The following is a 22,320-nucleotide window of genomic DNA, read 5'->3' as shown; positions in this document are numbered from 1 at the left end:
TCAAGCTCCCAATATCCTGGCAGCCTCATGGATGGCGCCACGGATGCGCTGATAGGTGTTGCAGCGACATAAATTGCCGCTCATCGCGTCATCGATCGCCTGGTCGGACGGCTTGCTGTTCTCGCTCAACAGATTGATGGCCGCCATTACCTGGCCGGATTGACAGTAGCCGCATTGCGGTACGTCCAACCTGGTCCACGTCGCCTGCACCGCTTCAGCGACCCTGCCAGACACGCCTTCGATGGTAACGACGCCTCGTCCATCAACGTCAGTGATTCTGGTTTGGCAAGAACGTGCGGGATGGCCGTCGACGTGAACCGTGCAAGCGCCGCAGAGCGCCTGGCCACAACCATACTTGGTACCAACAAGACCCAAATCGTCGCGCAAAACCCAGAGGAGAGGTTTGTCAAGATCAACGTCAATTTCCCGTGGCTCACCATTGAGAGTAAAGCGGATCATATTCTCCTCCCACTTCTGAAGGCTTTGCGCGGATCCGAGCTACTGGAAAATTTCAGATACCCCTTCTTCGTCGGGGAAAGTCGGATGCCTGAGCTGATCTTGTCGCTTCGAAAAATATGTAAGGAATACGAAATTGCAGTAGGACTCTTACACCCAATGACCGATCGAAAATACTATCTTCACCAATTGATTTGTCAGAAGGTCACCCATCCTGACATAGAAAAGTGAACCGAAAATTGGATGAGTAGATTGAGCGACAATCCACAATGCTCAATGCCGCGTTCGGATCAAAAAGCTGACTTCGGGGAGTCGCGTGCGCATCGTGTCGTCGCGGAGTTCCGCGCCGCGGTGACAGGCTATTCCGACGATCCGGATATTCGCCGGCTCGTCGACGAACTGAGAATTGGAAGCTCCGACTTCGAGCGCTGCTGGCAGACGCAGGGAGTCTTGGCGCGCGAAGGGGGCGAACGTGCGTTTCAATCATCCGACCATGGGACTGCTGCACTATCAGCAGGTGTCGCTGTCGCTAGCGGGCTGGCCCGACTATCGACTGACGATGCTTCTCTCTGCACCAGCCACACGCGATCGATGACCTGTATCGATGCCCCGCGCTGTGACCTGCGGGAACTTTTTGGGGGCGATGCGGCCGCCGATTCCTGCTTTTGCGCCGCAATAATTCCTCAATTGAGGATGCCAATGCGCCCGCGCCTGGGGGTCAGAGCATGGGGAAACTTCATGACTGACAACGTAAATTGGAAGGAGCGCAGAAATCAAATAGCGCGCTATCGGGCGATGGAGCAGGGAACTACGGATCCGCTCGCAGCGCGTTTGCTTCACGACATCGTTTTGGATTTGGAAGCAGAGTTGGAAGAATTGCGGCAAAGCATCGGGCTTGATGCTGCCGCGTGAAAATCCCAGCATCGGGGATGTTCTACGTCGGGGGCACCTGAGGCGATCGAGATGATCGCACGGTGCCCCCTCGCGACACCGCGCAATCGCATATGTGTGCTCCCTGTCGGAGCGCTACTCCGCCGCCTCGCTGCTGTGGCCGAGCCGGGCGTTCAGCTTCTGGATCAACTCCTCCGCCGCATCCGAGATCACAGTGCCGGGTGGGAAGATCGCTTCGGCGCCGGCCTTGTAGAGCGCGTCATAATCCTGCGGCGGGACCACGCCGCCGATGATGATCATGATGTCCTCGCGGCCGTGCTTCTTCAGCGCGGCCTTGAGTTCAGGCACGGCGGTGAGATGGGCCGCCGCCAGTGACGAGACGCCGAGGATATGCACGTCGTTCTCAACCGCCTGCCGCGCCGCCTCGTCGGCGGTGGCAAACAGCGGCCCGATATCGACGTCGAAGCCGACATCGGCGAAGGCCGATGCGATCACCTTCTGGCCGCGGTCATGGCCGTCCTGGCCGATCTTGGCGACGAGGATGCGAGGGCGGCGGCCCTCGGCATTCTCGAACGCATCGATCAGTTCCTGCACCTTCTCGACCCGGTTGGACATGGCGGACGCCTCCCGCTTGTAGACGCCGGTGATGGATTTGATCTCGGCGCGGTGACGCCCGAATACCTTCTCCATCGCGTCCGAAATTTCGCCGACGGTTGCCTTGGCGCGGGCCGCGTCGATCGCGAGTGCCAGCAGATTGCCGTTGCCTTCGCCGGCGCTCCGCGTCAGCGCCGCCAGTGCCTGATCTACTTCCTTCTGGTCGCGCTCCGAGCGCAGCCGCTTCAGCTTGTCGATCTGCAGGCGCCGCACCGTGGAGTTCTCCACCTTGAGCACGTCGATCGCGGCCTCGCTGACCGGCTTGTACTTGTTGACGCCGATCACCGCCTGCCGCCCGGCGTCGATCCGCGCCTGCGTCTTGGCGGAGGCTTCCTCGATGCGCAGTTTCGGCACGCCGGCTTCGATCGCCTTGGCCATACCGCCGAGCGCCTCGACCTCCTGGATATGTCCCCACGCTTTCGCCGCGAGGTCGCGGGTCAGCCGTTCGACATAATAGGAGCCGCCCCAGGGATCGATGATGCGGTTGGTGCCGCTTTCCTGCTGCAGGAACAATTGGGTGTTGCGGGCGATGCGGGCCGAGAAATCCGTCGGCAGCGCCAGCGCCTCGTCGAGCGCGTTGGTGTGCAGCGACTGTGTATGCCCTTGCGTCGCCGCCATCGCCTCGATGGTCGTGCGCATCACATTGTTGAACACGTCCTGCGCGGTCAGCGACCAGCCGGACGTCTGGCAATGCGTGCGCAGCGACAGCGAGCGCGGGTCCTTCGGGTTGAACTGCTTCAGCAGCTTGGCCCAGAGCAGCCGCGCGGCGCGCATCTTGGCGACTTCCATGAAGAAGTTCATGCCGATCGCCCAGAAGAACGACAGCCGCGGCGCGAAGCGGTCGACATCGAGTCCGGCGGCAAGGCCCGCGCGCAGATATTCGACGCCGTCGGCCAGCGTGTAGGCGAGCTCGAGATCCTGCGTCGCGCCGGCTTCCTGCATGTGGTAGCCGGAAATGGAAATCGAGTTGTACTTCGGCATCTTCTGCGAGGTGTACGCAAAGATGTCGGAGATGATCCGCATCGATGGGCTGGGCGGATAGATGTAGGTGTTGCGCACCATGAACTCTTTCAGAATGTCGTTCTGAATGGTGCCTGAAAGCTTCTCCGGCGGTACGCCCTGTTCCTCGGCGGCGGCGACGAACAGCGCGAGGATCGGCAGCACCGCGCCGTTCATGGTCATCGACACGCTCATCCGGTCGAGCGGAATGCCCGCAAACAGCGTGCGCATGTCGTAGATGGAATCGATCGCAACGCCGGCCATGCCGACGTCGCCGGAGACGCGCGGATGATCGGAGTCGTAGCCGCGGTGGGTCGCGAGGTCGAACGCGACCGACAGGCCCTTCTGGCCGGCGGCGAGGTTGCGGCGGTAGAAGGCGTTGGAATCCTCCGCCGTGGAGAAGCCGGCATACTGCCGGATGGTCCAGGGCTGGTTGACATACATGGTCGGGTAGGGGCCGCGCAGGTAGGGCGCAATGCCCGGCCATGTCTCGAGGAAGTCGATGCCCTCGAGATCGGCCTCGCTGTAGGCCGGTTTGACCGGAATGCCCTCGGGCGTCAGCCACGGCTCGGCGCTGCCGGTGGGCGCAGCGGGTGCTACGGCTTCAAAGGTGATGTCTGCGAAATCAGGTATGCGGCTCATGGTACCCATCATAGCATATGCGAGTTGAGGAGACGTCGCTCCTAATCATGGTCCGGATGCTGGTGGCTCATGATCGTCGCCATCTTCTCCGGTCCGTAATTCTGCATCGTGGTCAGGCTCGGCAGGTTGGCGATGCCGACCACCCAGCCGAGCCGGGATTCGGTTCCATATTGCCGCGTCGGCACCACCCGGTCCGGGCGGTCGAAGGCGCCCGTCATGATCTCGATCCGGGGGCCGCCGATCCGCCGGTAGGTGAGCGGCGTGCCGCAGGCCGGGCAGAAATCGCGCTCGGCGATGGAGGAGGATTGGAACGTCGCCGGCTTGCCGCGGGTCCAGCTGAAATGCTCGTGCTCGATATCGGCGAGGGAGGCGAAGGGCGCGCCCGATGCCTTCTGGCACATCCGGCAATGGCAGATGCTGACCCTGCTCGGCACCTGCGACATCGCAAAGCGGACGGCGCCGCACTGGCAGCCGCCGGTCAGAACCGCCTTGGGATTGGCTTCCGTCATGCCTGCTCCATCCGCCGCCACGCGTCCTGCAGCATCGCCAGCGCATCGCCGCCGGCAAAGATGAAGTCACCGACGCCGGCTCCGCGCAGCGCGGCCTCCTGCTCACCCGGCCGCCCTGCCAGATAGATATGCCTGGCGCCGGCGGCTTGAAGGGCCTTGGCGGCGGCGACTGCGTGTTCCGCATAGACCTTGTCGGACGAGCACAGGCAGGCGATGTCGGCGCCCGACGATTTGAAAGCCGCGGCAAGCGCCGCAGGATCGGCGAAACCCTGCGTGTCCAGTGCTTCGATGCCGCCGGTCTCGAAGAAACTCTTGGCAAAGGTGGCGCGCGCGGTGAAATCAGCGGCCGTGCCGAGATTGGCGAGGAAGACGTTTGGCCGGGCGCCCGATGCCTTCAGCTTGTCGTCCGACTTGTCGCGCAGTGCTTCGAACGGCGCAGCGAGCCGGATCGGCGGCAGCGGATCGAACTTGATCTTCGCCTCGCCATAGGGCGGCAGCACGATCGGCGCCGCATCCAGCACCGCGATGTCGTCTTCATGCAGGTTCGGGAATTCGCTGGCGCCGGTCAGGACGTCCCGCCGCTTGGCGATATTGGCCTCCCGCGCAGCGCGGGTGGCGGCGACCTTCTTCTGGAGCAGGTTCTGTTCGAGTGCGGCGAAGATGCCGCCGGCCTTGTCGATCTCCTGGAACAGCGACCACGCCGCTTCGCAGAGTTGCCTGGTCAGCGTTTCGATGCCGCCGGAGCCGGCGGCGGGATCGCTCACCTTGGCGAGGTTGGACTCTTCCAGCAGCACCAGTTGCGTGTTGCGCGCGACACGCCGCGCAAACGGATCGGGCAGGCCCCGCGCCAGCGTATGCGGCAAGACCGTGATGGCATTGGCGCCGCCGAGACCGGCGGAGAAGGTCGCCATCGTCGCGCGCAGCATGTTCACGTTGGCGTCGCGCTGCGTCAGCATGCGCCAGGCGGTATCGGCCGAAACGAACAACGGCTTCGGCGTCAGCCCGCAGGCCTGCTCGACCCGCGCCCAGAGCAGCCGCAGCGCGCGGAATTTGGCCAGCGTCAGGAACTGGTCCGCATCGGCGCGCAGCCGCGCATAGATCATGCCCTGTGCGTCTTCGAGCGCAATGCCAGCGCCTTCGATCGCGCGCAGATAGGCGACGCCGCACGCCAGCACGAACGCCAGCTCCTGGACTTCCGATCCTCCGGCATCATGGATCACCCGCCCGTCGGCGGCGGCAAGCGGGCCCTTGAAGCCCATCGCGGCGAGGCCCTTGATCGCGCCGGTGACGGCGGGAACGATTTCGTCCCAGCTATAGGGGCTGTGCCCCCACACTGCGCCGGACCCGAGCGGGTCGAGGCCGAAACGGATGTCACAGGCGGCGAGGTCGATACCCCCGCGCTTGATGTGTTCGGCGAGGTGAATGGCGGCCATCCGCGACTGCGGGCCGATCTGCAGCTCGATAGCGATGCCGGCGTCGAGATAGATGCCGTCGAGGACCTGCGCGACCGCTTCCGGCGAGGGATCGAGCCCGAAACCATGGGCGCCGTTGGCGCCGGCGAATACCAGTGTCAGCCCGGTCGCGCCGTTCTCCAGGTCGTGCAGCGTCTGGGCATTGGCCGCCTTGGCATCGGGATGGTCGATCCGCTGCATGATCTGCCAGGGCGCAGCGGCGGCGCGGCCGGCAACTGGCGACGCGCCCCTGGCGCGACGGTAGATCGGGTCGATTTTCAGCCCGTCGGACGTCTTGCTGACCAGTTTCTCGAACGCGGCGCCCTTCAGCACCCCGTCGACCAGCTTGCGCCAGTCATCATAGGTCGCCTGCGGAAATTCCGCTGCCAATGTCAGCTCGTCAGTCCTGGTCATCCGGCCCATTATTCCCTGGTCGTCTTCCGATTTGGCCGGAAATTGCCACGCCGCGCCCGCCAAGCCAAACGGTTGTTTGGGGTCTTTCGGGGGTCAATCGAGGTCGGGCAGCCGCCGGATACCCTCGGTCGAAACCTTAGCCAGCGCGTCGCTGACGCGGTGTCCCGCAATGACACGATCGGGGGCGATCTCGGCCAGCGGCACCAGCACGAAGGCGCGCTCGAACGCGCGCGGATGCGGCAGCGTCAGTTCCGGCTTGTCAAGCCTGACATCGTCATAGGCGATCAGATCGAGGTCGAGGGTGCGTGGTCCCCAGCGCGTCTCCTGCGCGCGGTCGCGGCCGAATTTCTTCTCGATCTTGTGCAGCGTGAACAGCAGCGCATGCGGATCGAGGCTGGTCTCGATCTCGATGCAGGCGTTGGTGAAGGGGGCCTGGTCTTCCTCGCCCCAAGGCGGCGTGGTGTAATCGGACGATCGCGCGATCAGGGCGGCCTGCGTCATGCCGCAAATATTGGCGATGGCCTTGCGGAATGTCGTGCGGACGTCGCCGACATTGCCGCCGAGCGCGATCAGCACATCAGCCATCTCAGGGCGAGCGCCGCTTGCGCATCAGCACCACGCCGACATCCTCGAAGATCGCTGCAATCGGCGCGTGCGGCTTGTGGACGGTGACCTTGACCGCATCGATGCGCGGGAAGGCCGCAAAGATCGCGTCAGAAACGGCGCCGGCCGCGCGTTCCAGCAGCTTGTAATTGGTGTTCTTGAACGCCGCGGTAGCGGTCGCGACCACGCTGGCGTAGGACACCGTGTCGGAAAGTCGATCGGTGTGCGAGGATTCCGACAGGTCGACGGAGAGCTCGAGATCGATGACAAAACGCTGGCCGACCTCGGTCTCGTGATCCATGACGCCATGGCGGGCGTGAATGACGAGGCCGGTGACGAAGATGGTATCGCTCATCCCTGTTCCCTGATTGCGGCCGCCACGCGCAGCGCCTGTACGGTTTCGGCGACGTCATGCGCCCGGATGATCCGCGCGCCGCTTTCGGCTGCCAGCAGATGGGCCGCAATCGAGCCGCCGAGACGCTGTTGCGGTTCCGACGGCGTGACCGTGCTGATGAAGCGCTTGCGGGAGGCGCCGACCAGTAGCGGCAAGCCGAACGACTGCAATTCCCTGAGCCGCGCCAGCGCGATCATGCTCTGCTCCGGCGTCTTGCCAAAGCCGATACCGGGGTCGAGCACGATATTGTCGGATGAAATGCCGGCTTTCGCAGCGATGTCGAGTGAACGGGCAAAGAAAGCGGCGATATCCTGCATGATGTCGATGGCTGGATCGGCGTGCTCGCGGTTGTGCATGATGATGACGGGCACGCCACGTTCGGCGATCAGTCCGGCCATGTCGGGATCGCGCTGCAGGCCCCAGACATCGTTGGCGATGACCGCGCCGTGGTCGAGCGCCCAGCCGACGACGGCGGATTTCATGCTGTCGATCGAAACGGGAACGCCGAGTGCTGCGACGTCGGCCAGCATCGGCTGCAGGCGCCCCAATTCCTCTTCCGCCGAGATCGGCTCCGATCCATAGGGGCGGGTGGATTCCGCGCCGATATCGATGATGTCGGCGCCCTCGGCAATCATCCGCCGGGCCTGCGCCAGCGCGTGCTCGGGAGTTGAGAACTGCCCGCCGTCGGAGAATGAATCGGGCGTTACATTCAGCACGCCCATCACGGCCGGGTAAGGCATCGACAGCAGCGCAGGCAGCACCGCATGGCCGGCATGACCTGATACGGCTGATGTCCTGGGCTTGGCTGCGATCATGCGGTCGCTTTGCGCGGTCCGCGGCGGGGAGTCAAGGCGCGAGAATGGTATCGAGGCCAGTCCTAATAGCTGATCTTGGGTGGGAGCTTGCGGGCCTGTTCGATCAGTTGCTCCACCGACCTTTCGGAGGGCAGGATCCGTACGAGCTTACGCTTGACATTGACGTCTTTCATGTTCCGGGCGAGCCGCGCCGGATTGCGATGGGCAAGTTCTCGCACCGTGGCGACGCCTGCCGCGCGCACCAGGCCGACCTTGGCCTTGCCCATTCCGGGTATGCGCATGTAGTCGGAGAAATTGGCCCATTCCAGCAGTTGCTGCTCGCTGATGCCGGTCTTGGCCGAAAGCGTCTTGCGACCCTTCACCGTACGTGCGGCTTCCAGCAGCGCATCGGTGGTACGAATGCCCAGCGATTTGAGCTTCGAGGCAGAGTAGGCGTTCAAGCCGTCGATCTCGGAAAGAGGATAAGTCATGATACCGGATGAAAAGGAATGTGCCGCGTAGAGTGTGCTAAAAAGCTCCCTTGCTATGCGAACTGGCCGAGACCCGGCGTGCCTGAAATGATTTCACCCATCTGATCCGCTCCGATTTTGTCGCGTCCGAACTTGAAAAGTTCACGCGCCACGCTCTGAATTTCGTTCATGCCCAGGCCAAGCGCCATCAGCCTGGTACCAACCGCCACCAAGCCACCGCCCATCAGCCGCGAAAATCCGCTGGCGCCGTTGGCTGCGATCGCAGCTTCGGCCCCCGGTATGTGGTCAATCAGCGCCTGAACCTTCTCGGCGGGGCCCTCGTTGCGGAGAAACCCAAGAACGATACCGATGGTTTTTTCAGCGACAGCGCTATCGATGCCGGCCTTGGAGGCCAGCCGCCCAATCAGTTCGTCCATATTTGCCCCGTCCCCCAACCGGCCGTTTGACGGGCCGCTTGCTCAAAATTGATCTTGAGCGCCCGCGTTCTGAAATACAAGCGACCAGGACGGTCTTGATTCGAGACGCGGCGCAAGTGTTGCAACAATGCAAGCGTGAAGGCCGGATTCACTCAGAATTATTGCGCTGCGTTCTCGATTTCTTCGCTGAAGATTGGACAAAAGCATCAGAAACGGGAACGACGAGGCGAGCGAACACTCACGTATCCGCCGCTGACGGTTTTAATCGGCGGGCAGGATGCGATATGATCGTCTACCAAATTTCCCCGATGCGCGCGAAGAGGCGATGCGATGGCGACTTCCGATAAGACGGCCGATACCGACGAGAAGATCTTTATCGGAAAGGGCGACGAGACGGCCTGGCTGACGCTCGCGCTCGCCAATCGGCATGGTCTTGTCACCGGTGCGACGGGCACGGGAAAGACCGTGTCGCTTCAGGTGATGGCGGAGGGCTTTGCCCGTGCCGGAGTTCCCGTATTCGCGGCTGATATCAAGGGCGATCTGTCCGGAATTGCCGAGGTCGGCGAGGCCAAGGACTTCCTGCTCAAGCGCGCCGGCGAGATGGGCCTCAAATTCCAGCCTGACCAGTTCTCGACGGTGTTCTGGGACGTGTTCGGCGAGCAGGGCCATCCGGTGCGCGCGACGGTGACGGAAATGGGTCCGCTGCTGCTGTCGCGGATGCTCGATCTGAACGACGTGCAGGAAGGCGTCCTCAACGTCGCGTTCCGCGTCGCGGATGAAAATGGCCTGACGCTGATCGACATGAAGGATCTGCGATCGCTGCTGGATGCGATCGCGCCGGCCGGCGGCAAGAAGGGGCCGGATGCCGAGCCCGATCCTTATGAGGAGATACGAAAGGCCGCGCAGAGCTACGGCAACGTCAGCAAGGCGACGATCGGAACCATCCAGCGTCAGCTCCTGGTTCTGGAAAACCAGGGCGGAACGAAATTCTTCGGCGAACCGGCGCTGCTGCTGAAGGATTTCATGAAGGCCGACAGCGACGGCAGGGGCATGGTCAACATCCTGGTCGCCGACAAGCTGATGCAGAGCCCGAGGCTGTACGCCACGTTCCTGTTGTGGATGCTGTCGGAACTGTTCGAGGAACTGCCCGAGGCCGGTGACCTGCCGAAGCCGAAACTGGTGTTCTTCTTCGACGAGGCGCATCTGCTGTTCAACGATGCGCCGAAGGCGCTGCTCGACAAGATCGAGCAGGTGGTCCGCCTGATCCGCTCCAAGGGCGTCGGCGTCTATTTCGTCACCCAGAATCCGATCGACGTGCCGGACAAGGTGCTGGCGCAGTTGGGCAACCGCGTGCAGCACGCGCTGCGCGCCTTCACGCCGCGCGACCAGAAGGCGGTCAATGCGGCGGCGCAGACTTTCCGCCCCAATCCCAAGCTCGATACCGCGCGCGTCATCATGGAGCTCGGCAAGGGCGAAGCGCTGGTGTCGTTCCTCGAAGGCGGCGGCACGCCGACCATGGTCGAGCGCGTCATGATCCGGCCGCCGACGGCGCGGATCGGGCCGGTCACGCCGGAAGAGCGCAAGGCGATCATGAGCAACAGCCCGGTCAAGGGCAAATACGACACCTCGATCGACGCCGAATCCGCCTACGAGATGCTGCAGAAGCGGGTGGCCGGAACGGCCGCGCCCGCCGGCGGCACGCATGGCGATGGAGGCGGCGGTGGAGGAATTTTGGGCCAGATCGGTTCGATCGTCGGCACGATCTTCGGCACCAACGTCAAGCGCGGCCGGCTCTCCACCGGCCAGGTCATTGCGCGCGACGTGACGCGGTCCGTCACCAACAAGGTGGTCGGTGGCATCGCCGCCGATCTCGGCAAATCGGTCGGCGGATCGCTCGGCAGTTCGATCGGGCGCACGCTGGTACGCGGCGCGCTCGGCGGATTGCTGCGGCGGTGAGTGCCGGGTGGAAGCGGCAGCCAGTGCGCGTTAAGAAGTGTGGCGAAGTCTTCTCTGAATCCGGAACGAGCGCGTGCTGAGATATCCGTCGCTGCGAAGGCCGCTCGACATCCTGTTCCTGGTCTGCTGCATCGCCCTGACGGCCGATGTCCTCGTTCCGGAAATCTGGGGCAACGGCAAGACCAAGGACTATCCGCTGTGGTTCTGGGCTGGGCAGCAGGTTCTGCAGGGCGGGAATCTCTACCCGGGAAGTCCCACCGCCTATTTCGAATTCATCTATCCGCCGCTGCCGGCGGTGCTGCTGGCGATCCCGAGCTGGTTCGGCAAGATCCCGCTCTATCTCTGCCTGTCGTTGCTCAACGTGGTCGCATGGTGGCTGACGGCGCAGTTCTCCCATGCGATGGCGGGGTCGGGGCAAAAACCCGGGCCCTGGCTGGAAGCGTTGCCGGGCATTATCACCGTCACCTTCGTGTTCGACATGTTCGACCTCGGCCAGCCGAACCTCGTGCTGCTGGCCTTGATGCTCTATGGCTTCTGGCTGCTGCGGGATCAGCGCGGCTGGATGGCAGGCAGCATGTTTGCGCTCGCCACCGCGATCAAGGTGTTTCCGGTCGCGGTGCTGCCGTATCTGGTGTGGCGCAGGCAGTGGGCCGCCGCCGCGAGCATGCTGGTCTTCATCGGCATGTTCCTGTTCGTGCTGCCCGCGCCGTTTCGCGGCCTGCAGCACAATTTCACCGAGCTTAGCACCTGGTACCAGGGCATGGTGGGCACGAGTTCGGAGAAGGGGTTCGGGCAGCGCGACGAGCAGAACTGGTCGTGGGTCAACCAGTCGATCATCGCGATGACGCATCGGCTGACGCGGCCGGTGAACTACAATCAGGACAATCCGTCCAAACCCGCGCGGACCATGAATATCGTCGATGTCGACTTCAAGACCGCGAATATGATCGTGCTGGCGATCTCGCTGGCGATCGGGCTCGGCTACGTCGCCGTCATGCCGCCGGCATCGCGCCGCACCGAGCGGTCGGATGCCGAGGAACTCGGCATCCTGTTCTGCCTGATGACGGTGGCATCGCCGCTGGCCCGCCAGTACTATTTCCTGTGGCTGTTCTTTCCGATCACGGTGCTGCTCCACCGCGCCGCCTATGATCCGCGTCCGGCGGTCAGGAACGCCACATGGGCGCTGCTTGCGTTGTCCTGCGGCTTGCTGGGCCTGTCGCTACCGCTGTTTCCGACCGACCTGCAGGCATTTGGCAACAATCTTGCTGCAACCGTCGTGCTGGCGGCGGGGCTGACCTGGCACATGCGTCATCCGCCCGCGGATGCCGCCTTGCCTCAGGCCGCGGGCAAGCTACAACGTGGCGTCAACAGCACGGCTCATAGCCAGGGATAACCAGCCATGTCCAACGCGAAGATCCAGCCGGTCCTCGATCACATCGACGCCGATTTCGACAATAGCCTCGAGCGGCTGTTCGCGTTGCTGCGGATCAAGTCGATCTCGGCCGATCCGGCGTTCGTCGACGATTGCAAGGCCGCGGCTGACCATCTGGCAAAGGACATCGCGACGCTCGGCTTCAAGGCCGAGGTCAGGCCGACGGCGGGGCATCCCGCGATCGTCGCCAGGATGAATGCGGGCACGAACGCAAGTACCAACGGAAGCGCCGACGGGCGTCCGCACGTTCTGTTCTACGGGCATTATGACGTCCAGCCGGTCGATCCGCTCAATCTGTGGCACCGGCCGCCGTTCGAGCCCGTCGTCACCGACCATGCCGATGGCCGCAAGATCATCGTTGCGCGCGGCGCCGAGGACGACAAGGGACAGTTGATGACGTTCATCGAGGCCTGCCGCGCCTGGAAGAAGGTCACGGGCTCGCTGCCGATCGATGTCACGATCCTGATCGAAGGCGAAGAAGAGGTCGGCTCGAAGAATTTCGTGCCGTTCATGGAAGCCATCAAGGATGAGCTGAAGGCAGATTTCGCTGTCGTCTGCGACACCGGCATGTGGGACCCGAACACGCCCGCGATCACGACCTCGCTGCGCGGCCTGATGTATGACGAGGTCACCATCAAGGCCGCCAACCGCGACCTGCATTCCGGCGTGTTCGGCGGCGGCGCGCGCAACCCGATCCGCGTGCTGACCAGCATCCTCGGCGGCCTGTTCGACGACAATGGTCGCATCACCATTCCCGGCTTCTACGACGGCGTGAAGGATCTGCCGCCGGACATCCTGGCGCAATGGAAGAACCTGAACCTGACGGCGGAATCGTTCCTGAAGCCGATCGGCCTTTCGATCCCCGCCGGCGAAAAGGATCGCCTGCTGATCGAACAGATATCCTCGCGTCCGACCTGCGACATCAACGGTATCGTCGGCGGTTATATCGGCGAGGGCTCGAAGACCGTGATCCCGGCGGAAGCTTCCGCCAAGGTCTCCTTCCGCCTGGTAGAAGGGCAGGATCCGCAGAACATCAAGAAGGCGTTCCGCGACTACGTCACCGCGCGGCTTCCGGGCGACTGCAAGGCCATCTTCACCGAGCACTCCAGTGGCGCCGCCATCGCGCTCGACTGGAACATGAAGCCGCTGGCGGCGGCCAAGCGCGCGCTGACGGAGGAATGGGGCAAGGAGGCGCTGCTGGTCGGCTCCGGCGCCTCGATCCCGATCGTTGCGGATTTCAAGCGCACGCTCGGCCTCGACAGCCTGCTGATCGGGTTCGGCCTAGACGACGACAACATCCATTCGCCGAACGAGAAGTACGACCTCAAGAGCTACCACAAGGGCATCCGCTCCTGGGCGCGGATTCTGGGGGCATTGGCGGAAAGGGCGCACTAAGCGCGGGAGATGACCGGGCATTGGATCTGGAAGGCGGTAATCGCCGGTTTCTGCGGGAGCGTTGCGCATACTCTGTTGATGTATTCGAAGTCCCGGTTTGGCCTGCTTCCTGCTTTTCAACCCTATGAGAGCCTGCAGGCCGCGCTCGCTCATCTGACGGGTAGCCAGGTCGACCCGTTGATTCCGTGGATGCTGTCGTTTCTAAACGGATCGACCATCCTCGGTTTCTGCTTCGGACGGCTTTATCCCTGGTTGCCAGGCAATAGTGGCGCCGCGAAGGGCGTGACGTTCGGAATGTTCGGCTGGGCGGCGATGGGATTGATATTCTTCCCGCTGCTGGGCCTGGGAATGTTCGCGACCAAACTTGATCTCGGCATCCAGCCCGCGCTGTTCTCGCTGACGATGCTGTTGACCTACGCTGTTGTTCTCGGCGGCGTGTATGCCGCGCTGGATTCCCGGCATCCCGAGCAGCCGCCTCCGGCGACGCTCAAATGAAAACGCCGCCCGACATTGGGCGGCGTTTTGATTCCGGAATGTAGAGCCGTAGGATGGGTAGAGCGAAGCGAAACCCATCAACTTGTCACGCTGGAAGTCCATGACGGCTTACCGTCGCAATTTCATTCCCGGCGGATGTTTCTTCTTTACGGTCAATCTTGCCAACCGGCGGTCACGGCTGCTGACAGAATACGTCGAAGTCCTCCGCTTTGCATTTCGCGAGACCCGCCAGCGTCATCCGTTTACGATCGACGCGATGGTCGTGCTACCAGATCACCTACACGTCGTCTGGACCATGCCCGAAGGAGATCGGGATTTTGCGACGCGCTGGCGGCTGATCAAATCGACATTCTCCCGAAACGTCGTTGCCGGCGAGCCGATTTCAGCCAGTCGCGCCGCCAAGGGCGAGCGCGGCATCTGGCAGCGGCGATACTGGGAACATACTATTCGCGATGAGAACGATTTCGCTCGTCACATCGACTATGTTCATATCAATCCGGTGAAGCATGGACTTGTAACGAGAGTCGGGGATTGGCCGCATTCGTCATTTCACCGCATGGTCCGGCTCGGCATATATCCCGAAGATTGGGCCTGCGATGTTGCCGAACCAGACTCAAGATTTGGCGAACGGTCTTGACGCGGGGACACGATGGGTTTCGCTTCGCTCTACCCATCCTACGGCACTTCAAATGAAAACGCCGCCCGGGATTGGGCGGCGTTTTTGACGTGTAGAGGTATATAGTCGCCAGTTTAGCACATCTGCGCCATGCGTCTACCGCTGCCGATTTCGCACGTCAGCCCGCCTCAGGTCTTGTAGCTCGGATCGATGCGGTCGAGCTTGCGGAGCAGTGGCGGCCACACCAGCTGGGTCGAGCGTCGCTCGGCGAAATCGGGATTGCTGAACAGTTGCTCGTTCCTGTCGATCACGGCCTGCTCGATCGGGTAGGCGGTCGGTCCCAGCATGCGGGTGCGCACCTGCATCGTGCAGGCCCGCTCCAGGTGATACATGCGCTCGAAGGCGGAGGCGACCGAGCGGCCGACGGTCAGCGTGCCGTGGTTGCGCAGCAACATGTGGTTCTTGTTGCCGAGGTCGCGCTGCAGCCGCGGGCGCTCGTCGTGATCCAGCGCCACGCCTTCGTAGTCGTGATAGGCGAGGTCGTGGGTAACGAATTGCGCGGTCTGATTCATCGGCAGCAGGCCTTCCATGCAACTCGCCACCGCCGTTCCGTCGGGCGTATGCAGGTGCAGCACGCAGCCGGCATCCTCGCGCACCTCGTGGATCGCCGAATGGATGGTGAAGCCGGCCGGATTGATGCTGTATTCGCTCTCGCTGAGCTGATTGCCGTGCAGATCGACCTTCACCAGGCTCGACGCCGTGATTTCCTCGAACATCAGCCCGTACGGATTGATCAGGAAGTGATGGTCCGGTCCCGGCACGCGCGCCGAGATGTGGGTGTCGACCAGATCGTCCCAGCCATGGAGCGCGACGAGGCGGTAGCAGGCGGCGAGATTGATGCGCTGGTTCCACTCCGCGTCCGTCATGTCGGACGGTACGTGCTGCAGGCGAGCTTCGGCTGGCGACATGGCGCTTCTCCCGTGCGTCGTTGGTTTCGGGAGCGAGCCTAATCCCGCGCCGGACCGCCAGCAAGGCAGCCGTCGCAACTGGCCGCCATGCCGTTGCGGAGCTTACGGCGCCGGTATTGGTCCGGGCTTAGGTTCGGCGCTTAACGGCAGAGGCGGACATCAACCTGCCGACAACACCAGCCGAATCCGTCGAAAATGATCATTAGCGGGCATAACCGTCGATGAGGCGATGTCGACTTTGACCCAGCGGATATCAGCCCTTCGACCTCTTACCCTGATTAAAGGCAATAAGCGGCTTTAGCCATGGCGGCTGGTCGTGGCCCGACCAACTGATAGTTTTTGGTGCTGGAATTCCGGCTCTCCTTTAAGCTCCCTTCAGAGATCGCTTGATCAGCCGTCCGACGGAACTAGGCGATGACACCAATCGAACCCGGCAGTTCAGCTTCGTCGGCGAAGTGGCTCCGATTCGATCGCTACGTTCTGGATTTGGATCGCGGTTGCCTGCTTCTGGACGAGAACGAGATTGTTTTGCGGCCGAAGACGTTCGCCGTGCTACGATTCCTGGTCGAAAATCCCGGCCGGCTGGTGTCAAAGGACGAGCTTTTCGCGGCGGTATGGCCGAACATTGCAGTCACCGACGACGTGTTGGTCCAAAGCGTTGGCGAATTGCGGCGAGCGCTCATTGATGACGGACAGCGACTGATCAGGACAGTGCCAAGGCGGGGCTATCGATTTGAATCGGTTGTTTCCGCAGACACGACTGTCCATTCCCGGTCTCTCGATGATGGTACGACGACAACTTCGACCGCTGGGCGCGTCCCCGCATTGGCGCCGCAGAGTGAGAGAAAAGAGTCCTCCTCGATGCTCGGTCTTGAGCGGCGCTGGCCGGCGTTGGGTCTTGTGCTCGCTGTTCTGCTCGTCGGCCTGTTCCTGACGATCAATCGTGCCGGCTGGCAGGTGGAAACGGATGCTCAATCTGCTGTTGGCGGCGCCAAGCCTGCCATCGCCGTTCTGCCGCTTGTCAATCTGGGCTCCGACTCGTCGAGAGACTATTTTGCGGACGGGTTGACGCAGGACATCATCAATGCCCTTGGCCGCTTCCGCGGACTGACTGTGATGTCGTGGAATGCGGTTCTTCCCTACAAGGCGAACCCGGTAAGTCCTGCCGAAATGGCCCGCAAACTCGCAGTACGCTACCAGGTTGAGGGGAACATCCGCCAGAAGGACAACCGCGTTCGTGCAACAACTCAACTTATCGATGCAAGCGGTCAGGTGTTGTGGGCTGCAAGTTTCGACGAATCTTTGTCCGATGTCTTTGCTCTCCAAGACGCGATCGCAATGCAGATCGCAGGAACATTGGCGAGCCGCGTGACGCAGTTAGAGCTGAGCCGGGTCTTTGCCAAGCCGACAGGCAACCTCGAAGCTTATGACTATGTCCTGCGCGCGCGGCCGGCGCTGCAGCATCCCGACCGCGGAAACATTGTGCAGGCTCGAGTGCTTCTTAGAAGCGCAGTGGGAATCGATCCAGGCTACGCATCTGCATACTCTTCGCTCGCGGAAACCTATTTCATCTCAACCTCCATGGGTTGGGCTGAGTCCCCCGCTCATTTCCTTGCGCGTGCGGAGGAAATGGCGAACAAGGCCCTGACCCTGGACGATGCCGATGTGCGCGCCCGCGTGATACTTGGCCGCATTCACATCTTCTATCAGCGATACGATCAGGCCAGAACCGAAATCGAACGGGCCATCGCGATCAACCCCAGTGACGCCGGCGGGATTGCCGGCCGGGGCAACATCCTGTTGTGGTCAGGACAAACCGATGCCGCGATCGCGGGACTGGAATTGGCCCAGCGGATAGATCCAGAGCTCAGTCCAAGCGACCGCTTTACGCTCAGTCTCGCCTATTATCTCAAAGGACGCTACGATTCTGCGATCGAGCAGGCCGAGCTCATTCTTCGCAAGACGCCGGGCGCAAATTTCAGCCGAGTTATTCTCGCGGCGGCCCACGCCGAGCTCGGTCATTCCGACGATGTCGCTCGCACGGTGAACGTAATCCGTAGACTGGATCCAGCCTTCGATGCCAGTGAATTTGGAACCAAGTTTCTGCGCGCAGAGGATCTTGATCAACTGCGCGCGGGCTTACGCAAGGCCGGCCTTTGGTGAAGCAAGCGGTCCCGCGCTAGTTCGAGTCCTTGGGGAGGATCGACCTGTTCTGGTGTGCCTTGTTAATGTTGCCGGCTAAATCCCTCTGGAATAGCTCAGGCCCCTTTGGAGCGGGCGAGCCGAATACATAGAGCTTGCCGTCGTTGATCAACCAGTTTTCCGGATCCGCCTTGACGATTTTGCCAAGCGCCAGTGCCATGGCGCAGTAATTTCCAAACTGCGGGGTGTAGTGGATGGGGTCGGCCTTGAAGAGCTCGCGATGCTGAGCGCTGGCAAAACGATAGGTATGCTCATCCCATTGATACTCGAATTCCGCGGTCCCACGGACGGGCTTACCCGCGGTGAAATAGGCAACGGGGTCATAGCCCAAGATGGCGAGCGGCATGTCCATGGCAAGCGACGGAAGCGGTGTCGCCAGTGCAAGCGCGGCCATCAGGCCGACCTGGAAGGCAGTGCGTCTGGAGAAATTGTCCATTGTGCTCTCCTCGGGATTGGCAAGATTGCCTGTCCGGCTGAACTGAAGCCGGATAGTCCCCGCAATAGGCCTTGAAAGAAGGGGAGAGTAACGAAAGAACGACGAAAATGCTCCGAAATCTGCACCCGCGACTATCTCAATGAATCCGGCCCGACCGGGCAAAGACGCGGGCTTTGCGGAGGTTATGGCGCCGGTATCGCCAGCAGCGTCGAGATGGCGCGGCCGCGGATGTCGTAGACACGCGCGAACACGACGTCGTCGCGCTTGATCTCCACCATCACGGGCGCGGTCAGGCCCTTGCAGTAGAACTCGCCCAGCGTCATCGCGAAATCGGCGGACTGGCTGTCCCAGCCGATCGTGAAGTCGGGTCCGAGCGCGACCTGTGCCGGGCGCTGCGGGCCGCACACCGCGACCTTCCATTTGCGCCCCTGCGGCGGCACTTCCTGCCGCTCGACCAGTTCCTCGCGCAGGCCGTCGGACGCCTGCTTCAGCGCCAGTCCCCAATAGTCAAGCATGAAGAAGTTGTCGGCGGTGCGCACCGTGCCGGCGATGTGGTTGAAGTGGGTATACTCGTAGGGGTGCAGGCGGATCATCTCGCTGAGCGGCAGCAGCAGGCCGAACATGAACATCGCGAGCGCGGCAGGTTGCCAGCGGCGATGATTGTCCTTGAGCCAGTTCATGCCCCAGGCAAAGGAAACGCCGGCCAGCACCGCCATCGGCGGAATGACGAACACGAAATGCCTGATGCCGTTGTAGAGCGCCGGCCGCTTCACCATCGCGATCACCAGCGGCAGGGTCGCCGCCAGCGTCAGCATCAGGAAGATGGTCTTGCGGCGGGCCGTCACGTCTACCCGCGAAAGCGACATGAAGGTTCCGACGATTCCGGCCAACAGCAGCCAGAGCAGCACTTCGGGAAGCTGCAGCGCGAACAGCGTCGGCAGGTAGGACCACGGCATGTCCGGCACCGAGACCAGCGCGCCGTCGAACATTTCCTTCCAGGGCTTCTCGAAGAAGTGCGAGAAATAGGTCAGCGCCTTGAAGGGATGATCCGCTTCCATGATCGACCACGGCCATACCAGGCCCATGATCAGGTAGCCGAGCACCAGGCCCGGCAGCAGCACATAGACGACATGGGCGAAACGGCGGGCCGCCTCGCGCGGGCCTTGCTTGCGCGCTTCTTCGATCAGCAGCGGAACGAAGCCGACCAGCGCATAGACCAGCGCCAGCCCGCCGAGAATCCGGCAGCCGATGGAGAGGCCGGCGCCGAGGCCGACGATCAGGATGGTTCGCGGCGAAGGCGAAGGATATTCCTCCGCGAGCCGCACCAGGCCCAGGATCAGGATAATCATCGAGACGGCAAACGGCGCGTCCTTCGGGTTCATGAACATGTGCCCGTAGAAGGTCGGGCACAGCGTCAGCAGCAGCAGCGTGGCGAGCCCGGCCAGCGGGCCGCCGATGCGCCGCGCCAGCCGCCAGGTCACGGCAAGACCGATCAGGCCGACGATTGCGCCGAGCAGGCGGCGCGTTTCAAACAGTTCGAGCGGGATGATCTTGTGCAGCAGGGCCGCCGCCATGTCGAAGCCGCCGCCATACATGTAGAGATTGGCGAACGACAGCGCGCCGGTGTCCTTGAACCCGGAACCGTACATACGGAGCAGCAGGTCGGCATATTCGGCGTGCGTGTAGTCGTCCCAGCCGAGCCCGTAGTCGCGGAAGGTCAGGCTCGCGACGAGCGCGACCACGGCCAGCACGAAGATGGCAAGGTCGTCACAGGTCCGCTCCACCGAGCGCCGCACAGGCGTATCGAGGGCAGAAGTTGTGATGGAAGACATGGCGATTGGTAACCCAGCGTCCCTATGGCCCAGTTTGGATATTCTTGAGCCGCATTCCCCGGGTACCCATATAGCGTAGTTCCATTACCAAGTAATTGGGAATTGTGGCCTAAATCCCTGATGCAATGCAACAAAAGGGTAGCAATTGATAGATGGTAGAATTACGGCCGGCGGGCTGAACGGCACCTGAATGGAACGATTGGTGCCGAAACGAATACTTCAATTGGACGACGCTATTACGGAATCCCGGACGCAATTGGCGTTGGCGGGGCATGCCATATGACGGTATCGTGGCGCGGGGCGGCTTGCGAGCGTTTTGGCGCGGCTGAGGGGTGAGTTCGATGATGTTTGTTATGTTGGTCGTCGCGATCGGCCTTGTTTTGGCTGGTCTGCTGGCGACCGCATTCGGAACCTCGGTCCAGCTCAGCACCGGCAACACGCTCATCCTTGCCGGCGTTATGCTGTTTTGTACCGGCGCGATCATGCTTGGGCTGTGGATGACCGTCCGCGAGTTGAAGAACATTGCGCGACGGATCGGCGGCGCTTTGCCTGAAGCCCACGACGAAGCCGCGATGCCGCCGGCAATTCCGATCGCTGCGGCGCGGGATTCCGTTCCTCCCGGCCTGCCGGCCGCCGAAGAGGCCGGCACGTCAGCACCGTTCGCGCCGCCGGCACCGCCGCCATGGCAGAACGAGGCGGTTCTGCGCGATCATCCGATACCGGAGCCGACCCACCCCGAGCCGTCGGCAACGAAACCGAAGCGCAACCTGTTGTTTTCCTCGACATCGCGAAAAGAGCGCGAGCGTAGCCAGGCACGTGGCGGCGAGCCGTTGTCGATGGACCTGTTGTCATCGGAACTTCGCTCCAGGCCGCCCAACAGGTCGTCGCTCGAATCGGCCGAACCGCCGCCGTCACCGTTCGAGGATGGCTGGGCCAATCGCGCGAAACCTGCGGAAAGCCCGCTGTCGCGGCGCGGCGGCCGCACGCCTCCGCCGGTGACCGAACCCGATGGCGGAGCGGTGCGGAACGAGGATCAGCCGGGGGGGGTGAAGGTGCTTAAATCGGGCATCGTCGACGGCATGGCCTATTCGCTGTTTTCCGACGGTTCGATCGAGGCCCAGATGCCGGAGGGCATGATGCGCTTCAACTCGATCGACGAACTGCGGGTGCACCTCGACCAGCGGACCTGAGACCGGCAATACTTGCCGTGACCTCGCGATCGAAAATAAAGCGCCGCCGTTCTTGTCAGTTTCCCGCCACTTCGTTCATATTCGCCAAGTCGTATCAGATGCCACGGATGTATAGGCGCGGTTGGATACTATCGAGTTGCCGACAGCCGCGTCCGTGATCCCAGAAGGTTGAGCCATGACCGATTCCGCCGGCAAAACGCCCGTCGAACTGACTGCCAGTATCGTATCGGCCTATCTCAGCAACAATCCGACGCAGGCCTCCGAGATCCCGAACCTGATCAGCCAGGTGCATGCGGCCTTGATGCGGGTATCGAACGGCCGGCCCGAGACGCCGCTGGAGCCGGCGAAGCCGGCCGTGTCGGTGAAGAAATCGCTGACGCCGGAATATCTGGTCTGTCTGGAGGACGGCAAGCGCTTCAAGTCGCTGAAGCGCCATCTGCGCAGCCAGTACAACATGACCCCTGAGCAGTACCGCGACAAATGGGGTCTGCCGCCGGACTATCCGATGGTGGCGCCGAACTACGCGGTGGCGCGCTCGCAACTCGCCAAGAAAATGGGCCTCGGCCAGCAGGCCCGGAAGCGGAAATAGATTCCGGCCGGTTCGTGGCTATGAGGCCGCGGCGAGTGTCTCGCGCGCGTCGGAGCGGATGCGCTCGACCATCGAGCGCAGGCCGTTGGAACGCTGCGGCGTCAGGTGCTCGCGAAATCCGAATTCGTCGAATACGGCCAGCGCATCGGTTGAAAGGATCTGCCGCGGCGTATGGCCGGAGTAAAGCGTGAGCAGAATGGCGATCAGGCCGCGCACGATGTGGGCGTCGCTGTCGCCGAGATATTTCAGCCGCGGCTCGCCAGCGCCGCTGCGGTCGATCTGTCTGGAAAGCCAGACCTGGCTGACGCAGCCATTGACCTTGTTATCGGCGGAATGCTCGGCCTCCGGCATGGCTTCGAGCGTGCGGCCGAGTTCGATGACGTACCGGTAGCGGTCGTCCCACTCTTCCAGCAGTTCGAAATTTTCCCTGATTTCGTCGATCGTCATCGCGGTCCGCGTCCGTTTCCTTGATTGCCTATATAGGATGCGGACCGA

22 protein-coding genes are annotated in these 22,320 nt (G+C 62.5%); 9 read left to right on the top strand and 13 right to left on the bottom strand.

Annotated features, from left to right (window positions below; translation table 11 throughout):
- Complete coding sequence (locus V7E26_RS11705) at window positions 1–459, bottom strand: (2Fe-2S)-binding protein (protein ID WP_324415938.1); 459 nt, start codon at window positions 457–459, stop codon at window positions 1–3.
- A 249-nt stretch (window positions 460–708) separates the two neighbouring features.
- Between V7E26_RS11705 and V7E26_RS11700 the strand changes: the two genes are divergently transcribed.
- Window positions 709–1,368, top strand: a complete 660-nt coding sequence (locus V7E26_RS11700) for an MmyB family transcriptional regulator (RefSeq protein WP_324415936.1) — start codon at window positions 709–711, stop codon at window positions 1,366–1,368.
- Window positions 1,369–1,482: 114 nt separating this feature from the next.
- Here V7E26_RS11700 and scpA read toward each other — a convergent pair whose 3' ends face one another.
- The 8 genes from scpA to V7E26_RS11660 all read right to left on the bottom strand — a co-directional run bounded on the left by scpA (window position 1,483) and on the right by V7E26_RS11660 (window position 8,714).
- Entirely contained in the window at window positions 1,483–3,642 is a 2,160-nt protein-coding gene (scpA, locus tag V7E26_RS11695) for a methylmalonyl-CoA mutase (RefSeq protein ID WP_324415934.1), read from the bottom strand.
- 41 nt (window positions 3,643–3,683) lie between these two features.
- Entirely contained in the window at window positions 3,684–4,151 is a 468-nt protein-coding gene (locus tag V7E26_RS11690) for a GFA family protein (protein ID WP_324415932.1), read from the bottom strand.
- Window positions 4,148–6,016, bottom strand: a complete 1,869-nt coding sequence (locus V7E26_RS11685) for a methylmalonyl-CoA mutase subunit beta (RefSeq protein WP_324415930.1) — start codon at window positions 6,014–6,016, stop codon at window positions 4,148–4,150. The genes V7E26_RS11690 and V7E26_RS11685 overlap by 4 nt, the downstream gene beginning before the upstream one ends.
- Window positions 6,017–6,109: 93 nt before the next feature.
- Window positions 6,110–6,601: a 2-amino-4-hydroxy-6-hydroxymethyldihydropteridine diphosphokinase gene (gene folK, locus V7E26_RS11680; RefSeq protein WP_324415928.1), complete on the bottom strand. Its 492-nt coding sequence runs from the start codon at window positions 6,599–6,601 to the stop codon at window positions 6,110–6,112.
- Window position 6,602: 1 nt separating this feature from the next.
- On the bottom strand, window positions 6,603–6,974 hold the full coding sequence (folB, locus tag V7E26_RS11675) for a dihydroneopterin aldolase (protein ID WP_324415926.1): 372 nt from the start codon (window positions 6,972–6,974) through the stop codon (window positions 6,603–6,605).
- Window positions 6,971–7,828, bottom strand: a complete 858-nt coding sequence (gene folP / locus V7E26_RS11670; protein WP_324415924.1) for a dihydropteroate synthase — start codon at window positions 7,826–7,828, stop codon at window positions 6,971–6,973. The genes folB and folP overlap by 4 nt, the downstream gene beginning before the upstream one ends.
- A gap of 62 nt (window positions 7,829–7,890) precedes the next feature.
- Window positions 7,891–8,298, bottom strand: coding sequence for a DUF4332 domain-containing protein (locus V7E26_RS11665; RefSeq protein WP_324415922.1), 408 nt, complete (start codon window positions 8,296–8,298; stop codon window positions 7,891–7,893).
- Between the two features lie 53 nt (window positions 8,299–8,351).
- A complete protein-coding gene (locus tag V7E26_RS11660; protein ID WP_324415920.1) occupies window positions 8,352–8,714 on the bottom strand; it encodes a DUF2267 domain-containing protein in 363 nt (120 codons plus the stop codon).
- Window positions 8,715–9,044: 330 nt separating this feature from the next.
- On the opposite strand from V7E26_RS11660, the gene V7E26_RS11655 reads away from it, so the two are divergent.
- The 5 genes from V7E26_RS11655 to V7E26_RS11635 all read left to right on the top strand — a co-directional run bounded on the left by V7E26_RS11655 (window position 9,045) and on the right by V7E26_RS11635 (window position 14,629).
- A complete protein-coding gene (locus V7E26_RS11655; protein ID WP_324415918.1) occupies window positions 9,045–10,670 on the top strand; it encodes a helicase HerA-like domain-containing protein in 1,626 nt (541 codons plus the stop codon).
- A gap of 73 nt (window positions 10,671–10,743) precedes the next feature.
- The gene (locus tag V7E26_RS11650; protein WP_324415916.1) at window positions 10,744–12,063 is read left to right on the top strand and encodes a glycosyltransferase family 87 protein; all 1,320 of its coding nucleotides are present in this window, start codon (window positions 10,744–10,746) and stop codon (window positions 12,061–12,063) included.
- Window positions 12,064–12,069: 6 nt separating this feature from the next.
- Window positions 12,070–13,497, top strand: a complete 1,428-nt coding sequence (locus V7E26_RS11645; RefSeq protein WP_324415914.1) for a M20/M25/M40 family metallo-hydrolase — start codon at window positions 12,070–12,072, stop codon at window positions 13,495–13,497.
- A gap of 9 nt (window positions 13,498–13,506) precedes the next feature.
- Entirely contained in the window at window positions 13,507–13,992 is a 486-nt protein-coding gene (locus V7E26_RS11640) for a DUF6789 family protein (protein ID WP_324415912.1), read from the top strand.
- 100 nt (window positions 13,993–14,092) lie between these two features.
- Window positions 14,093–14,629 (top strand): REP-associated tyrosine transposase, encoded by a 537-nt coding sequence (locus tag V7E26_RS11635; RefSeq protein WP_324415910.1) that lies wholly within the window; start codon window positions 14,093–14,095, stop codon window positions 14,627–14,629.
- A gap of 167 nt (window positions 14,630–14,796) precedes the next feature.
- Here V7E26_RS11635 and V7E26_RS11630 read toward each other — a convergent pair whose 3' ends face one another.
- Complete coding sequence (locus V7E26_RS11630) at window positions 14,797–15,576, bottom strand: class II aldolase/adducin family protein (protein ID WP_324415908.1); 780 nt, start codon at window positions 15,574–15,576, stop codon at window positions 14,797–14,799.
- 414 nt (window positions 15,577–15,990) lie between these two features.
- Between V7E26_RS11630 and V7E26_RS11625 the strand changes: the two genes are divergently transcribed.
- Window positions 15,991–17,739 (top strand): winged helix-turn-helix domain-containing protein, encoded by a 1,749-nt coding sequence (locus V7E26_RS11625; RefSeq protein ID WP_324415906.1) that lies wholly within the window; start codon window positions 15,991–15,993, stop codon window positions 17,737–17,739.
- 16 nt (window positions 17,740–17,755) lie between these two features.
- On the opposite strand, the gene V7E26_RS11620 is transcribed toward V7E26_RS11625, so the two are convergent.
- Window positions 17,756–18,214 (bottom strand): YHS domain-containing (seleno)protein, encoded by a 459-nt coding sequence (locus tag V7E26_RS11620; RefSeq protein WP_324415904.1) that lies wholly within the window; start codon window positions 18,212–18,214, stop codon window positions 17,756–17,758.
- 182 nt (window positions 18,215–18,396) lie between these two features.
- The gene (locus V7E26_RS11615; RefSeq protein WP_324415902.1) at window positions 18,397–20,046 is read right to left on the bottom strand and encodes a glycosyltransferase family 39 protein; all 1,650 of its coding nucleotides are present in this window, start codon (window positions 20,044–20,046) and stop codon (window positions 18,397–18,399) included.
- Window positions 20,047–20,390: 344 nt separating this feature from the next.
- Between V7E26_RS11615 and V7E26_RS11610 the strand changes: the two genes are divergently transcribed.
- Window positions 20,391–21,236, top strand: a complete 846-nt coding sequence (locus V7E26_RS11610; RefSeq protein ID WP_324415900.1) for a DUF308 domain-containing protein — start codon at window positions 20,391–20,393, stop codon at window positions 21,234–21,236.
- A 175-nt stretch (window positions 21,237–21,411) separates the two neighbouring features.
- Entirely contained in the window at window positions 21,412–21,825 is a 414-nt protein-coding gene (locus V7E26_RS11605; protein WP_324415898.1) for a MucR family transcriptional regulator, read from the top strand.
- Window positions 21,826–21,843: 18 nt separating this feature from the next.
- Here the strand turns inward: V7E26_RS11605 and V7E26_RS11600 are convergent, their stop codons facing one another.
- Window positions 21,844–22,272 (bottom strand): SufE family protein, encoded by a 429-nt coding sequence (locus tag V7E26_RS11600; RefSeq protein WP_324415896.1) that lies wholly within the window; start codon window positions 22,270–22,272, stop codon window positions 21,844–21,846.
- Window positions 22,273–22,320: the final 48 nt, after the last annotated feature.

Origin of the sequence: Bradyrhizobium sp. (assembly GCF_036735945.1) — a bacterium.
Classification (GTDB): Bacteria; Pseudomonadota; Alphaproteobacteria; order Rhizobiales; family Xanthobacteraceae; genus Bradyrhizobium.
This window is presented reverse-complemented; position numbering and strand designations above follow the sequence as displayed.

Excerpts from the sequence above, each read along its gene's own strand:
- V7E26_RS11705 (WP_324415938.1), bottom strand. The coding sequence starts at position 459 with ATGATCCGCTTTACTCTCAATGGTGAGCCACGGGAAATTGACGTTGAT.
- scpA (WP_324415934.1), bottom strand. The coding sequence starts at position 3,642 with ATGAGCCGCATACCTGATTTCGCAGACATCACCTTTGAAGCCGTAGCA.
- V7E26_RS11690 (WP_324415932.1), bottom strand. The coding sequence starts at position 4,151 with ATGACGGAAGCCAATCCCAAGGCGGTTCTGACCGGCGGCTGCCAGTGC.
- V7E26_RS11685 (WP_324415930.1), bottom strand. The coding sequence starts at position 6,016 with ATGACCAGGACTGACGAGCTGACATTGGCAGCGGAATTTCCGCAGGCG.
- folK (WP_324415928.1), bottom strand. The coding sequence starts at position 6,601 with ATGGCTGATGTGCTGATCGCGCTCGGCGGCAATGTCGGCGACGTCCGC.
- folB (WP_324415926.1), bottom strand. The coding sequence starts at position 6,974 with ATGAGCGATACCATCTTCGTCACCGGCCTCGTCATTCACGCCCGCCAT.
- folP (WP_324415924.1), bottom strand. The coding sequence starts at position 7,828 with ATGATCGCAGCCAAGCCCAGGACATCAGCCGTATCAGGTCATGCCGGC.
- V7E26_RS11665 (WP_324415922.1), bottom strand. The coding sequence starts at position 8,298 with ATGACTTATCCTCTTTCCGAGATCGACGGCTTGAACGCCTACTCTGCC.
- V7E26_RS11660 (WP_324415920.1), bottom strand. The coding sequence starts at position 8,714 with ATGGACGAACTGATTGGGCGGCTGGCCTCCAAGGCCGGCATCGATAGC.
- V7E26_RS11655 (WP_324415918.1), top strand. The coding sequence starts at position 9,045 with ATGGCGACTTCCGATAAGACGGCCGATACCGACGAGAAGATCTTTATC.
- V7E26_RS11645 (WP_324415914.1), top strand. The coding sequence starts at position 12,070 with ATGTCCAACGCGAAGATCCAGCCGGTCCTCGATCACATCGACGCCGAT.
- V7E26_RS11640 (WP_324415912.1), top strand. The coding sequence starts at position 13,507 with ATGACCGGGCATTGGATCTGGAAGGCGGTAATCGCCGGTTTCTGCGGG.
- V7E26_RS11635 (WP_324415910.1), top strand. The coding sequence starts at position 14,093 with ATGACGGCTTACCGTCGCAATTTCATTCCCGGCGGATGTTTCTTCTTT.
- V7E26_RS11630 (WP_324415908.1), bottom strand. The coding sequence starts at position 15,576 with ATGTCGCCAGCCGAAGCTCGCCTGCAGCACGTACCGTCCGACATGACG.
- V7E26_RS11625 (WP_324415906.1), top strand. The coding sequence starts at position 15,991 with ATGACACCAATCGAACCCGGCAGTTCAGCTTCGTCGGCGAAGTGGCTC.
- V7E26_RS11620 (WP_324415904.1), bottom strand. The coding sequence starts at position 18,214 with ATGGACAATTTCTCCAGACGCACTGCCTTCCAGGTCGGCCTGATGGCC.
- V7E26_RS11615 (WP_324415902.1), bottom strand. The coding sequence starts at position 20,046 with ATGTCTTCCATCACAACTTCTGCCCTCGATACGCCTGTGCGGCGCTCG.
- V7E26_RS11610 (WP_324415900.1), top strand. The coding sequence starts at position 20,391 with ATGTTTGTTATGTTGGTCGTCGCGATCGGCCTTGTTTTGGCTGGTCTG.
- V7E26_RS11605 (WP_324415898.1), top strand. The coding sequence starts at position 21,412 with ATGACCGATTCCGCCGGCAAAACGCCCGTCGAACTGACTGCCAGTATC.
- V7E26_RS11600 (WP_324415896.1), bottom strand. The coding sequence starts at position 22,272 with ATGACGATCGACGAAATCAGGGAAAATTTCGAACTGCTGGAAGAGTGG.